This window comes from Kosakonia pseudosacchari (assembly GCF_015167415.1).
GTDB lineage: Bacteria > Pseudomonadota > Gammaproteobacteria > Enterobacterales > Enterobacteriaceae > Kosakonia > Kosakonia pseudosacchari.
In genome coordinates this window covers 3,222,951-3,236,368 of record NZ_CP063425.1, presented here as the reverse complement: position 1 = coordinate 3,236,368, position 13,418 = coordinate 3,222,951, and the positions used below count along the sequence as shown (strand labels likewise).

General features: G+C 54.8%; 12 protein-coding genes. 5 read left to right on the top strand and 7 right to left on the bottom strand.

Annotated elements, in window-relative coordinates; all coding sequences use genetic code 11:
• Positions 1-224 precede the first annotated feature (224 nt).
• From IP581_RS15245 to IP581_RS15235, 3 genes are all read right to left on the bottom strand, one after another.
• Positions 225-926, bottom strand: coding sequence for a phosphatase PAP2 family protein (locus IP581_RS15245; protein ID WP_193820767.1), 702 nt, complete (start codon positions 924-926; stop codon positions 225-227).
• Positions 927-966: 40 nt separating this feature from the next.
• Positions 967-1,947, bottom strand: coding sequence for a CobW family GTP-binding protein (locus IP581_RS15240; protein WP_086868163.1), 981 nt, complete (start codon positions 1,945-1,947; stop codon positions 967-969).
• Between the two features lie 120 nt (positions 1,948-2,067).
• Entirely contained in the window at positions 2,068-3,534 is a 1,467-nt protein-coding gene (locus tag IP581_RS15235) for a mannitol dehydrogenase family protein (protein WP_193820766.1), read from the bottom strand.
• A 206-nt stretch (positions 3,535-3,740) separates the two neighbouring features.
• On the opposite strand from IP581_RS15235, the gene uxuA reads away from it, so the two are divergent.
• The gene (uxuA, locus tag IP581_RS15230; RefSeq protein ID WP_193820765.1) at positions 3,741-4,931 is read left to right on the top strand and encodes a mannonate dehydratase; all 1,191 of its coding nucleotides are present in this window, start codon (positions 3,741-3,743) and stop codon (positions 4,929-4,931) included.
• A gap of 66 nt (positions 4,932-4,997) precedes the next feature.
• Here uxuA and yeiP read toward each other — a convergent pair whose 3' ends face one another.
• Positions 4,998-5,570 (bottom strand): elongation factor P-like protein YeiP, encoded by a 573-nt coding sequence (yeiP, locus tag IP581_RS15225; RefSeq protein WP_017458534.1) that lies wholly within the window; start codon positions 5,568-5,570, stop codon positions 4,998-5,000.
• Positions 5,571-5,734: 164 nt separating this feature from the next.
• Here yeiP and IP581_RS15220 point away from each other — a divergent pair, with 164 nt between their 5' ends.
• Positions 5,735-5,989: a YkgJ family cysteine cluster protein gene (locus IP581_RS15220; protein ID WP_017458533.1), complete on the top strand. Its 255-nt coding sequence runs from the start codon at positions 5,735-5,737 to the stop codon at positions 5,987-5,989.
• Here the strand turns inward: IP581_RS15220 and setB are convergent.
• Positions 5,986-7,167 carry a sugar efflux transporter SetB gene (setB, locus tag IP581_RS15215; RefSeq protein ID WP_193820764.1) on the bottom strand — a complete coding sequence of 394 codons (1,182 nt, stop codon included), beginning with the start codon at positions 7,165-7,167 and terminating at the stop codon, positions 5,986-5,988. The genes IP581_RS15220 and setB overlap by 4 nt on opposite strands.
• 362 nt (positions 7,168-7,529) lie before the next feature.
• Between setB and fruB the strand changes: the two genes are divergently transcribed.
• From fruB to fruA, 3 genes are read left to right on the top strand one after another with little or no spacing between them, the layout of a single operon-like run.
• Positions 7,530-8,660: a fused PTS fructose transporter subunit IIA/HPr protein gene (fruB, locus tag IP581_RS15210; protein WP_097400444.1), complete on the top strand. Its 1,131-nt coding sequence runs from the start codon at positions 7,530-7,532 to the stop codon at positions 8,658-8,660.
• On the top strand, positions 8,661-9,599 hold the full coding sequence (gene fruK, locus IP581_RS15205; RefSeq protein ID WP_086868169.1) for a 1-phosphofructokinase: 939 nt from the start codon (positions 8,661-8,663) through the stop codon (positions 9,597-9,599).
• A gap of 16 nt (positions 9,600-9,615) precedes the next feature.
• Positions 9,616-11,307, top strand: coding sequence for a PTS fructose transporter subunit IIBC (gene fruA, locus IP581_RS15200; RefSeq protein ID WP_193820763.1), 1,692 nt, complete (start codon positions 9,616-9,618; stop codon positions 11,305-11,307).
• A 50-nt stretch (positions 11,308-11,357) separates the two neighbouring features.
• Here the strand turns inward: fruA and nfo are convergent, their stop codons facing one another.
• Together nfo and IP581_RS15190 are read right to left on the bottom strand one after the other, a co-directional pair.
• On the bottom strand, positions 11,358-12,215 hold the full coding sequence (gene nfo, locus IP581_RS15195) for a deoxyribonuclease IV (protein WP_086868172.1): 858 nt from the start codon (positions 12,213-12,215) through the stop codon (positions 11,358-11,360).
• Positions 12,216-12,287: 72 nt separating this feature from the next.
• Positions 12,288-13,337, bottom strand: coding sequence for a YeiH family putative sulfate export transporter (locus IP581_RS15190; protein WP_193820762.1), 1,050 nt, complete (start codon positions 13,335-13,337; stop codon positions 12,288-12,290).
• Between the last annotated feature and the right edge of the window lie 81 nt (positions 13,338-13,418).

Below are 13,418 nucleotides of genomic sequence, written 5' to 3'. Positions count from 1 at the left end.
GCGAGCGGTTTTCTTTAATTTTTTATAAGAAATTATGATACAGAAAGTGAATTCTCAGAATTGAATAAAAAATAACCAATTTAGCTTAAATGGCGTGCAAATCGCTCTTTTATAGGCAGATTGCCGTGACGAGAAAATGACAAAATTAGGCAAAAGCCGGGATTAGGCATCAGAGATCGAAAACGATCTCTGATGAATGCGCGTTATTGATAATCGGAAGTTGTTTAAATTTTGTTATTTCCGGGCAGGAAATGATCAAAGGCAGAAATAATTTTGTCGCTAAGTGGTGTTAGTAAACACCACGGCAAACCGATCAAAACAGCCGAGAGAGAACCGACAGCAATATCGGTAAACCAGTGTGCGCCAATCATCACGCGCGGGAAGGCGAAAACCACAAAAATAATCAGGGCAACACCCAACGCTTTTCGGCCGAAATATCGCCACATTACGCCAGCAAAAATAAGCAGCATCATGCCGTGATCGCCAGGGAAACTGTCTTTCGAGGCGTCTTTGGTGGGGAAGTTGAGCAAATCACTAACCCGGTGAATATCGGTAAAGAACAGCGACGGGCTGGCACGTTTGACGGGCATCAGATTCTGCGCCAGTTGGTTGATCACCACGGCTATCAGCAGCATCGCCAGGCCAATCATCAGAATACGGCGTCGTCCGCTCGCATCTTCTTTTAACCAGAAAGCGAGCATTAAACAGCCCATTGCTACCAGCGAGCAGGCGTCAAAGGCGCGGTTATTGGTAAGCGCTACCAGCCACAAATAAGCGCGGTTTTCCACCAGACCCTGGTTGAAAAAGTGGAATATCGCGGCGTCCAGCGGAAACCAGAAACCGTGGTTAGCAGGGAGGAACCAGGAAATAAATAGCGCCAGCCCTGCGGCGTTCAACAGTAAAATTAGCGGTAAACGAGTTTTCATTACGAGTCTATTTTCAATTAACACGGCGGCAACGTTAGTGTTATTGACTTAAACGAAGCTTCAACAAAGCGGACTGAAGTGTGTTCCAGTCGGCCTCCGAGGCGGTGATCAACTCGATACGGCTGTCCGGCGGCGCAACGTTTTGCGTTTCGATATGCAGATCCTGCCCCTGGCGGTTAACGCGTAGCAATCCTTCCGGAATGCGCATCACCCCTTTCACCCGCTCGACCGGCGCAAGCCGCGCCCACTCCAGCAAACCGATGGTGTCGAACACCGTTTCTTCATCAAAAATCCAGCCGCAGGCGTGATGGCCCTGGCCGCTGTTAAGACTGCGACGCCAGCGCTGGTGTGCCGGCAAGCTTAATGCCGCGAGCCCCTTCTTCTCATCGTGAGCATGGTTATGCGCGGCACTTGAAGGCAGCGCACGCAGGTTACGGCGAGGAAGATCAAGCAGAGCGCCGTCAATAGCGCCCTGGGTCGCGCTGACCTGTAAGCGCTCGCCACCAAACTCGGCCCACCACGCCTCCAGCGCTTGCTGGCTCTGCGGTGTGGCGCGATCTTGTTTATTGGCGACAACAATATCCGCCGCCGCTAACTGGTCGCGAAAGTTTTCGTTGTGAAGTGCTTTTTCATCCAGTAACTGGCGGGGATCGAGCAAGCAGAGTGTTGCGCGCAGGTCAATCCACGGCTCATACACCGGCGCGGTGAGCATATCGAGGATCTGTTTTGGGTGGCCCAGCCCGGTCGGTTCTATCAGCAGGCGGTCAGGTTTCCCCTGGCGCAGCAGCGTATTGAGACCCACCTGCATCGGCAGGCCATTCACACAGCACATACATCCGCCCGGGATCTCTTTTAGCAGCGCACCGCTGTCAGCCAGTAGCGCGCCATCAATGCCGACTTCACCAAATTCATTCACCAGCACGGCCCATTTTTCCTGCGGGTCTTTATTGGCCAGCAAATGCAAAATCGACGTGGTTTTACCGCTTCCGAGAAAGCCGGTGATGAGGTTGGTTTTGGTCACAAGAGCTCCAGGCGTCAACAAAATTTAAACATGACTGACGATCCTGGCGAAAAAAGTGCGAAAAGAGAAGGGCGCGGACGGCGTAAAAGCACTAACCGTCCGCTTTAGTAGCAGAAATTGTTAATTACCGAGTGCGCGTTTCACCGCGGCATGCGCACCTTCGGTGATGAGCATCTGCCATGCGTCATTAATGGCATTAACAAACGTCGGGTTGAGCGGCAGGTCGCTACCGAAAATCTCTTTGAGCGTCAGCAGTGCCATTACGCGTTCATCAACGCTGCTGGTTTCAACAATCGCGTGAATTTTATCCGCCAGCGGATCGCGAATATCAATACTGTTACCGGCGTCATCCACGCCGCTGACGTAGCGCATCCAGCCCGCAATGCCCAGCGCTAACAGCGGCCACTGCGTTTCTCGTTGCAAATGTACCCGAACACCGTCCAGCATACGCTGCGGTAGCTTCTGGCTGCCGTCCATGGCGATTTGCCAGGTACGGTGCTTCAGCGCCGGGTTAGCAAAACGGTCGATCAGGCTATCGGCATAGGCGGTAAGATCAACGCCGGTAATACGCAGCGTCGGGGCTTGTTCCTGGAGCATCAGGCGGCGCACCGCCGTGCGGAAGACATCATCCTGCATGCAGTCATTAATATGCGCGAAGCCTGCCAGGTAACCGAGATAGGCCAGAAAAGAGTGGCTGCCATTGAGCATACGTAACTTCATCTGCTCCCACGGCTGCACATCCTGCACCAGTTGTACGCCAGCTACTTCCCATTCGGGACGTCCGGCAACGAAATTATCTTCAATTACCCACTGAATGAACGGCTCGCAACTGATGGCGCACGGATCAAATACCCCCAGTGCTTCGCCAATTTCCGCCAGTGATTCATCTGTTGCCGCCGGAACAATGCGGTCCACCATGGTGGCCGGGAAACTTACATGTTCCTCTATCCACTGCGCCAGTTCCGGTGAGCGGGTTTGCGCCATTCCGAGTACGGCATTTTTAACAATATGTCCATTATCGGGAATATTATCGCAGGAGAGTACCGTAAAGGGCGGCAGCCCGCGTTCACGGCGACGGGAGAGCGCTTCAACCAGAATCCCTGGCGCTGAGTGCGGTTCGCCTGGGTGCTGGAGATCGTGTTCGATGCGCGGCTGATGCAGATCCAGTTTGCCGCTGGCAGGATCGATGCAATAGCCTTTCTCGGTGATGGTCAGGGAAACAATCGCCACTTGCGGTTCGCAAAATTTTTCAATAATGGCGGGCAGCGAGTCGAGTTTCGCGTTCAGGCATTCGTTCACCACGCCAATGATTATCGGTTGGTTTCCCTCCGCCCCTTTTTCCAGCACGGTGTATAAATGATTCTGCTCGCGTAACTGGGACATCAGCACATCGCCGCTGAACAGGCTGATTTCACAGATCCCCCAGTCACCGCCTTGCGCGTTAAGCACCCGGTTGGTCAGCAGTGCCTGATGCGCGCGATGAAATGCGCCAAAACCAAAGTGCACAATTCGCGAGCGCAGTTGTGTGCGGTCATACTGGGGTTGCTGTACGCTGGCGGGCAGCGTTACGGAGGCGATTGTCTTCATCTATATACACCTGATTAACCAATAATTAACAATGCGCAGTGTAAAGTTATATGACAGCAAAAAGAATTGGTATGCCGTAATTATCCGGGGAATGTGAGCTGGATCAATCATTGCTGTGGGAAGATTTGACCGCTGCAATTAAGCATGTATGGTAGTCGTCATATGTTTGTGTGTATTGGTATAACAACTTTGTAGAGGGTAAGGCAATGGAACAAACCTGGCGTTGGTATGGACCGAACGATCCGGTGTCGCTTGATGATGTGCGTCAGGCAGGCGCGACGGGCGTCGTGACCGCACTGCACCATATCCCGAACGGCCAGGTCTGGCCGGTTGACGAGATCAAAGCGCGTCAGGCGCTGCTGGCGGAAAAAGGGCTGGTCTGGTCGGTGGTCGAAAGTATTCCGGTGCATGAAGATATTAAAACCCATACCGGGCAGTACGATACCTGGATTGCCAACTACCAGCAGAGTATTCGCAATCTGGCAGCCTGCGGTATTGACACCGTGTGCTACAACTTTATGCCGATCCTCGACTGGACGCGTACCGATCTGGAATATGAACTGCCGGACGGCTCCAGAGCGCTGCGTTTTGACCAGATTGCTTTTGCCGCGTTTGAGTTGCATATCCTGAAGCGCAAAGGCGCAGAAGCTGACTACAGCGAAGAAGAGCAGCGCCAGGCGCAGGCTTACTTCAACGCCATGACTAAAGCGGAAGTCGAAAAGCTGACGCGCAATATCATCGCTGGTCTGCCTGGCGCGGAAGAGGGTTATACCCTTGAGCAGTTCCATGCGCGCCTTGCGGAATACGACGGGATCGACAAAGCGCAACTGCGTGAAAACATGGCCTATTTCCTGCGCGCTATTGTGCCGGTTGCGCAGGAAGTGGGCGTGCGTATGGCGGTTCACCCGGACGATCCGCCGCGCCCGATCCTCGGCCTGCCGCGTATCGTTTCTACTCTTGAAGATATGCAGTGGCTGAAAGAAGCGGTAGACAGCATCAATAACGGTTTCACGATGTGCACAGGTTCATACGGTGTGCGTGCAGATAACGACTTAGTGCGGATGATCGAGACGTTTGGCGATCGCATTCACTTCACGCACCTGCGTTCAACCTGTCGCGAAGATAACCCGAAAACGTTCCATGAAGCCGCGCATTTGCAGGGCGATGTGGATATGGTGTCGGTGGTTGCCGCCATTCTGACCGAAGAGCAGCGCCGCAAGAAAGCCGGCGATTTGCGTCCGATCCCGTTCCGCCCGGATCATGGTCACCAGATGCTGGACGATCTGCGTAAGAAAACCAACCCAGGTTACTCGGCGATTGGTCGCCTGAAAGGGATGGCGGAAGTGCGCGGCGTTGAGCTGGCGCTGAAGAAAACGCTGTTCCGCGATCTGCTGTAAGCCGGTTTACCGTCGGAAAATAAAAAGCCACTTCAATGAAGTGGCTTTTTTACTGCATCCCGCTTATCAGTCGGCGCGGCCCATATAGCGGCGCTCTTCGATATGAATACGGATTTTCTCGCCAGTGGTCAGGTATTCCGGCACCTGGACAACCAGACCGGTGGTCAGGGTGGCTGGTTTGGTGCGCGAGCTGGCGGAAGCGCCTTTGATACCTGGTGCGGTTTCCACAATTTCCAGATCCACTGTCTGCGGCAGTTCGAGCGCCAGCAACTGGCCGTCCCACAGCAGAACCTGCATATCCGGCATGCCGCCTTCCGGAATAAACAGCAGTTCTTCTTCAATCTGCTCTTTATTGAAGGTGTACGGCGTATAATCTTCTTTATCCATAAACACGTATTCGTTGCCGTCAACATAAGAGAAGTCGACAAAACGACGGTTCAGGGTCACGGTATCAAGGATATCGTCGCCTTTAAAACGCTCTTCCACTTTCAGTCCGGTACGGACATCGGAAAAACGCATTTTGTAGAGCGTTGCCGCGCCACGGGCGCTCGGTGACTGAATATCAATATCTTTCACAATCAGCAGTTTGCCGTTGTAATTCAGCACCATACCTTTTTTAATTTCGTTCGCTCTTGGCATTGCAAGGGTCCTGTAAATTGAAAATAACGAAAATATCGCGACAAACTACTCGCGAGGAACTTTTCAGGCAAGTGGAATCGGAGAGTTTTGCGTTCAGAGGGCAAAAGATGATAGCTTGCGCCCTGCACGCGCAGCCCCGCGCGCCTGATAAATAGAGAACGTTTATGGAATGCCGCCCGGACTGCGGAGCCTGCTGTACCGCCCCGTCCATCAGTAGCCCGATACCCGGTATGCCTGACGGCAAGCCCGCGAATACGCCCTGCGTTCAGCTCGACGCGCAAAAGCGCTGCAAAATATTCGGCTCGCCGCTGCGCCCAAAAGTCTGCGCCGGGCTGCAACCGAGCCGCGACATGTGCGGCGCAAACCGCGAGCAGGCGATGGTTTATCTGCTCGATCTTGAACAACAAACCGCGCCTTAAATATCTTTTATCCGGCTCAGGCAAACCTGCGTAACCAGCGTCATCGCCAGCGCAATCCAGAACACCGCGTGATAACTCCAGATCTCTGCCACCACGCCAGCCAGCGAACCGGCGATAATCCAGCCGACACGCGTGGTATTAGTATAAAGGGTGGTGGCTGAACCCGCCTGGCCAGGCATCAAATCCTGAAAATAGAGCATGCCAATCCCGGCAAGAATGCCGATATAAATCGCGTTCAGCAGTTGCAAAGCAAGCAATACGACGGGGGTGTGCACCGTCAGCATTCCGGCATAAAAGAAGATGCCCGCCACGGCGCTAACGCGCATCAGAAAGCGTTTGCCGAAGCGCTTTGCGTAATACCCGGCAATCAGCATGGTGGGGATTTCCAGCCCGGCTGCCGTACCCATCATCACACCAGCCAGTTTCTCCGGCAGATGCAGTTCATCAATAATGAACAGCGGCATATTAATAATATAAAGGCTGTTGGTGCCCCACATCAGCGTACAAATCACGAACAACAGCAGTGCATCACGGCGGTGAGTGCGTGGCGCTTCCATCACCGCTGATTTCAGCTTCGGCTCTTTACGCATGGTTGGCAGGAACAGCCACACCATTGCGCCGCAGACAATAAAAGCTGCCGCCGCGCACAAATACATGGTGGAAAAACCAAAACCCATCGCCAGCGCGTAGGCCAGCGGTGGGCCAATCACCCACGCCAGTGATACTTGCGCGCGCAGTATTGAGCTGAACATCACGGCTTCACGTCCGGTGCGATCTGCATGCTCACGCGCAAGGGCAAACATTTGCGGGTTCGCTGTTGAGCCGAAACTGCTGAGGAAAACCCCGACAAACAACAAAACAAAGTAGTTACGGTTCCAGGCGAACAACACACAGGCCAGTACGCCGAGCAGGCAACAGAACAAAATCAGCGTCTTGCGATCGCCTTTACGATCCGAGCGTCCGGCAAGAAACTGGCTCACCAGAATGCCAATCACCGCGCTGCCGGTAAAAAAGAAGCCCACCATTGCCGGGCGAACGTGCACTTCGTTGGTTAAAAACAGGCTCAGCGTCGGCGTTTGCAACGCACCGGCAATCCCCGTTAAAAAGGCGACAATCAGGAATGCCGTCGAGGTGAAACCAAAAGCGCCGGGACGGGCAGCGGCGGGAGAATTTTGCATATTAAATGAGATCCAAAAGCGAGACGCGGAGTGTACGCCGCTGCATGAAAAAAACACAGCCTGCTAAGCAATATTTGCGACAAAAAATCCAAATCCTTTTCCCGGAATTCATTCAGGCTGACGAAAGCTGAAAGTGGATTGCTGAACGGAAAGGTCACTTCAGCAAATTTCCCTTACGCGCGGGCGAAATGTGCTGAACCTCAAAATTCTGCAACGCAAAATGAGAGAATTCTTGCTTACGGACGAAAAAAAGTGAATGCTCCTTGAAACGTTTCAGCGTCATCGCGTTATGTCTGAACAACGGCGGTGACGCACTCTTTCTCAATGTAGCTGAAACGATTCAATTCAGCGAGCGAGGTCACATGTTCCAGTTATCTGTTCAGGACATCCATCCAGGCCAGCAGGCCAGCAATAAAGAAGATGCCATCCGCCAGATTGCGGCGGCGCTGGCAGCAGCCGGCAACGTCGCCGACGGTTACGTCGATGGCATGCTGGCGCGCGAAGGGCAAACTTCCACCTATCTTGGCAATGGCATTGCCATTCCTCACGGCACTACCGACACGCGCGATCAAGTGCTGAAAACCGGTGTGAAAGTTTTCCAGTTCCCGCAGGGCATCCTCTGGAGCGAAGGGCAGGTGGCGTATGTCGCCATCGGTATCGCTGCCAGCTCCGACGAACATCTTGGGCTGCTGCGTCAGCTGACGCATGTGCTGAGCGATGATTCCGTGGCCGCACAGTTGCAGTCCGCTACCTCCGCTGAAGAGTTGCGTGCATTGCTGATGGGTGAAAAGCAGAGCGCATCACTCAAGCTGGATAATGAAACCTTAACGCTTGATGTTGCCGCCAGCGATCTGACGACGCTGCAAGCGCTGAACGCCGCGCGCCTGAAAGAGGCGGGTGCGGTTGACGCGGCGTATGTTACCCGCGCCATTAACGAGAAACCGCTGAACCTGGGTCAGGGCATTTGGCTGAACGACAGTGCTGAAGGCAACCTGCTGAGCGCAATTGCGGTGAGTCGTGCAGCCACCCCGTTTGAGGTGGAAGGTGAACATGCCGCGCTGCTGGTCAGTGTCGCCATGGCCGACGAACAGCCAGTTGCGGTACTTAAGCGTCTTAGCGATCTGCTGCTCAACAATAAAACCAATCTGCTGCTGAACGCCGATGCCGCTACGCTGCTGGCGCTGCTGACCAGCGACGATGCGGTGGCTGAAGACCTGCTGAGCGAGGAGTTTGTCGTGCGTAACGAACACGGCTTGCACGCACGTCCGGGCACCGTGCTGGTTAACACTATCAAGCAATTTAACAGTGAAATCACCGTCACCAACCTTGACGGTACTGGCAAACCCGCAAATGGACGGAGTCTGATGAAAGTTGTTGCACTTGGCGTGAAGAAAGGACACCGCCTGCGTTTCACCGCGCAGGGTGATGATGCTGAACAGGCGCTGAAAGCGATTGGCGAAGCCATCGCGGCTGGTCTGGGAGAGGGCGCATAAATGAGCAGACGTGTAGCTACGATTACCCTGAATCCGGCCTATGACCTGGTGGGTTTCACCCCGGAAATTGAACGCGGCGAAGTTAACCTTGTGCGCACCACTGGCCTGCATGCCGCGGGTAAAGGGATCAACGTCGCAAAGGTGCTGAAAGACCTTGGCATTGATGTCACCGTGGGTGGCTTCCTCGGTAAAGATAACCAGGACGGCTTTCAGCAACTGTTCAGCGAGCTGGGCATTGCCAACCGTTTCCAGGTAGTGCAGGGGCGTACCCGCATCAACGTGAAGCTGACGGAAAAAGATGGCGAAGTGACGGACTTTAACTTCTCCGGCTTTGAAGTTACCCCGGCTGACTGGGAGCGCTTTGTTAACGATTCACTGACCTGGCTTGGTCAGTTCGACATGGTTTGCGTGAGCGGCAGCCTGCCGTCTGGTGTCACTCCGGAAGCCTTTACCGACTGGATGACGCGCCTGCGTAGTCAGTGCCCGTGCATTATCTTTGACAGCAGCCGCGATGCGCTGGTAGCCGGCCTGAAAGCCGCGCCGTGGCTGGTGAAACCAAACCGCCGTGAGCTGGAAATCTGGGCGGGCCGTAAATTGCCAGAATTGAAGGACGTTATTGAAGCCGCTCATGCGCTTCGCGAACAGGGGATCGCCCATGTGGTGATTTCATTGGGCGCAGAAGGCGCGCTGTGGGTTAACGCTTCGGGCGAATGGATCGCCAAACCGCCGTCAATGGAAGTGGTAAGCACCGTTGGCGCAGGGGATTCAATGGTTGGTGGGCTGATTTACGGTCTGCTGATGCGTGAATCCAGTGAACATACATTACGCCTGGCCACCGCTGTTGCTGCACTGGCGGTAAGTCAGAGTAACGTAGGTATTACCGATCGTACCCAGTTAGCCGCGATGATGGCGCGAGTTGACTTAAAACCCTTCAACTAACAGCAGGAGAGGCATAATGAAAACGCTGCTGATAATCGACTCCGAACTCGGGCAGGCCCGCGCCTATATGGCGAAGACCTTGCTGGGCGCGGCGGCGCAGAAAGCAAATCTGCAATTTATTGATAACCCAGGCGAAGCGGAACTGGCTATCGTGCTGGATAGCAAGCTGCCAGGCGACAGTGCGCTGGACGGGAAAAAGGTCTGGCTGGGCGATATCAATCGCGCAGTCGCCCACCCGGAACTGTTCCTGAGCGAAGCGAAAAACCACGCATCGGCGTATGTCGCACCTGCTGCAACGGCGGCTGCCGTTACCAGTAGTGGCCCGAAACGCATTGTTGCGGTCACCGCCTGCCCGACAGGTGTGGCACACACGTTTATGGCGGCGGAGGCTATCGAAACCGAAGCGAAAAAACGCGGCTGGTGGGTGAAAGTGGAAACCCGTGGCTCCGTGGGTGCGGGCAACGCCATCACTCCGGAAGAGGTTGCGCAGGCGGATCTGGTGGTGGTTGCCGCTGACATCGAAGTAGACCTGGCAAAATTTGCCGGTAAGCCGATGTATCGTACAACAACGGGCCTGGCGCTGAAGAAAACCGCGCAAGAGCTGGATAAAGCCGTCGCGGAAGCGAAGCCTTATCAGCCGTCGGGTAAACCTTCTGCTGATGCTGCTGAAGGTAAGAAAGAGAGCGCGGGTGCCTACCGTCACCTGCTGACGGGCGTTTCCTACATGCTGCCGATGGTGGTAGCGGGTGGTCTGTTAATTGCACTCTCCTTCGCATTCGGTATTACCGCGTTTAAAGAAGAAGGCACACTGGCAGCCGCGCTGATGAAAATTGGCGGTGGTTCAGCCTTTGCCCTGATGGTGCCAGTGCTGGCGGGCTTTATCGCATTCTCCATCGCTGACCGTCCGGGTCTGACCCCGGGTTTAATCGGCGGTATGCTGGCGGTAAGTACCGGTTCGGGTTTTATCGGCGGTATCATTGCCGGTTTCCTCGCGGGCTATCTGGCGAAAGGCATCAGTAAAGGCCTGAAGCTGCCGCCGAGTATGGAAGCGCTGAAACCGATTCTTATCATTCCGCTGGTTTCCAGCCTGATTGTCGGTCTGGCGATGATTTACCTGATCGGTACGCCGGTGGCGAAAATCCTCGCGGGTCTGACCTCCTGGCTGCAAACCATGGGCACGGCTAACGCCGTCCTGTTGGGTGCTATCCTCGGTGGCATGATGTGTACCGACATGGGTGGCCCGGTCAACAAAGCGGCATACGCCTTTGGTGTGGGTCTGCTGAGTACGCAAACTTACGCACCGATGGCGGCGATTATGGCTGCCGGTATGGTGCCGCCGCTGGCGATGGGTCTGGCGACCATTGTTGCCCGCAACAAGTTCGACAAAGGTCAACGTGAAGGTGGTAAAGCGGCACTGGTACTGGGTCTGTGCTTTATCTCCGAAGGGGCTATTCCATTTGCCGCCCGTGACCCGATGCGTGTTCTGCCGTGCTGTATCGCCGGCGGTGCGCTGACCGGCGCTATCTCCATGGCGATTGGCGCGAAACTGATGGCACCGCACGGTGGTCTGTTTGTGCTGCTGATCCCAGGCGCTATCACGCCGGTGCTGGGCTACCTGCTCTCTATCGTAGCGGGTACGCTGCTGGCGGGTCTGGTGTATGCCTTCCTGAAACGGCCGGAAACAGAAGCCGTAGCGAAAGTAGCATAAGAAATTGCTGACACCCGGGAAATGAGAAGGGCCGCTAAGCGGCCCTTTTTTTATGCGGTGGCGTCAGCGGTCTGCTGCGCCTTCAGCCAGGCAATCTCTTCAGCCCAGATATCCGGATTAATGGTTTCCAGAATCATAGGAATACCGTCGAAACGCGCATCGCGCATGATCCAGCGAAACGCGTCATGCCCGATATTACCTTCGCCGAGGCTGTGGTGGCGGTCAACGCGGCTACCAAAAGTGCTTTTGGCATCATTCAGATGCATACCGCGCAGATACTGGAAACCAACCACACGTTCGAATTCCGCAAAGGTGTCTGCTGTGGCTTGTTCAGTACGCAAATCATAGCCTGCGGCAAACGCATGGCAGGTATCAATGCACACACCAACGCGGGATTTGTCTTCCACACCGTCAATGATCGCCGCCAGATGCTCGAACTTAAACCCCAGATTGCTGCCCTGACCGGCCGTGTTTTCAATCACGGCGGTAACACCTTCGGTTTGTGCCAGCGCAATATTGATGGACTCGGCAATACGCGCCAGGCATTTATCTTCGTCGATCTGCATCAAATGGCTGCCGGGGTGGAAGTTCAGCAGCGTCAGCCCCAGTTGCTGGCAACGGCTCAGCTCATCAATAAACGCGTCGCGGGATTTTTCCAGCGCCTCGGCCACCGGATGGCCCAGGTTAATCAGGTAGCTGTCGTGCGGCAGGATCTGGCCGGGTGTGAAGTGGTATTTTTCGCAGGCGGCTTTGAATTCGTCGATGGTTTCCGAACTCAGCGGCGCGGCCCGCCACTGGCGCTGATTTTTGGTAAACAGCGCAAAGGCGGTCGCGCCAATCTCTGCCGCGCGAATGGCGGCATTCGCCACGCCGCCGGAGGCGCTCACATGCGCACCAATGTATTTCATAAAAACTCCTGTTAAACCCGCCAGGGGAAAAACGCTCATCATAGCGGGTCAACAGGCAGGAGATGTAGTGGTTTATGCCATCAGGTGATGAACTGCAAGGTTAATGGCACCGCCGCCGACAATCAGCCAGACAAACAGAATCAGCCCCATGACCAGCGGTTTTGCCCCGGCATTCTTCAGCGCGCTGATGTGTGTGGTTAACCCCAGCGCCGCCATCGCCATGGCAAGCAGCAGCGTATCCAGCGTATTCAGCGTGTTCACTACCGATGCTGGCAACAGATGAAATGAGTTAAACACCGCGACAGCCACAAAGCCCAGCGCAAACCACGGGATCGTCAGCTTGCTTTTTTCTGCGCCTTGCTGCGGGCTGAGCTGTTTTACGCGTGCGGCCAGCAGCAGTAAAAACGGAGCCAGCATCATCACGCGCAGCATTTTGGCAATCACGGCGGCATTTTCCGTTTCCGGGCTGATGGCATGACCGGCGGCAACCACTTGCGCCACTTCATGTACCGTTGAACCCACCCAGATACCGTAGGTTTCCGGGCTGAACCACTGTGCAAGCAGCGGGTAGAGCGCCGGGTAGATAAAAATTGCCAGCGTGCCGAAAATCACGACTGTGGCGACCGCTACGGTCACTTTACTGGCTTCCGCTTTGACCACCGGTTCGGTTGCCAGCACGGCTGCCGCACCGCAAATACTGCTGCCTGCGCCAATCAGCCAGCTGGTTTTTTTATCCAGCCCGAATACTTTTTGCCCAAGAAAGCAGGCCAGCAAAAAAGTACTCGATAGCGTCAGCACATCGATGGCGATACCGCTAACCCCCACGTCGGCAATTTGCGAAAACGTCAGGCGAAAACCATAAAGAATAATCCCCAGTCGTAACAGGTGCTGTTTGGCGAACAGCACGCCGCTGTCGCAACGGTGGTGCCATGTCGGGTAGAGCGTGTTGCCGAGAAGCATGCCGATAAGAATAGCCAGCGTTAAGGCGCTCAGCCCCAGGCCCGCGACCGACGGGATAGCGCCAAGCCATAATGCGGCGGCGGTAATCAGGCCGGTCAACAGCAAGCCAGGAACAAAGTGCCAGGCCGGATGGCGTCGAGTCTGTAACGTGATTTCTGTCATAACCTTCTCCTTTCAATGGAGAAAAGGTTAAGGCGAACTGGCTTAAAGGTAAAATTGATTATATATTTATAATCAATCTTT

Excerpts from the sequence above, each read along its gene's own strand:
- yeiP (WP_017458534.1), bottom strand. The coding sequence starts at position 5,570 with ATGCCAAGAGCGAACGAAATTAAAAAAGGTATGGTGCTGAATTACAAC.
- fruK (WP_086868169.1), top strand. The coding sequence starts at position 8,661 with ATGAGCAGACGTGTAGCTACGATTACCCTGAATCCGGCCTATGACCTG.
- fruB (WP_097400444.1), top strand. The coding sequence starts at position 7,530 with ATGTTCCAGTTATCTGTTCAGGACATCCATCCAGGCCAGCAGGCCAGC.
- uxuA (WP_193820765.1), top strand. The coding sequence starts at position 3,741 with ATGGAACAAACCTGGCGTTGGTATGGACCGAACGATCCGGTGTCGCTT.
- setB (WP_193820764.1), bottom strand. The coding sequence starts at position 7,167 with ATGCAAAATTCTCCCGCCGCTGCCCGTCCCGGCGCTTTTGGTTTCACC.
- IP581_RS15190 (WP_193820762.1), bottom strand. The coding sequence starts at position 13,337 with ATGACAGAAATCACGTTACAGACTCGACGCCATCCGGCCTGGCACTTT.
- IP581_RS15245 (WP_193820767.1), bottom strand. The coding sequence starts at position 926 with ATGAAAACTCGTTTACCGCTAATTTTACTGTTGAACGCCGCAGGGCTG.
- IP581_RS15220 (WP_017458533.1), top strand. The coding sequence starts at position 5,735 with ATGGAATGCCGCCCGGACTGCGGAGCCTGCTGTACCGCCCCGTCCATC.
- fruA (WP_193820763.1), top strand. The coding sequence starts at position 9,616 with ATGAAAACGCTGCTGATAATCGACTCCGAACTCGGGCAGGCCCGCGCC.
- nfo (WP_086868172.1), bottom strand. The coding sequence starts at position 12,215 with ATGAAATACATTGGTGCGCATGTGAGCGCCTCCGGCGGCGTGGCGAAT.
- IP581_RS15235 (WP_193820766.1), bottom strand. The coding sequence starts at position 3,534 with ATGAAGACAATCGCCTCCGTAACGCTGCCCGCCAGCGTACAGCAACCC.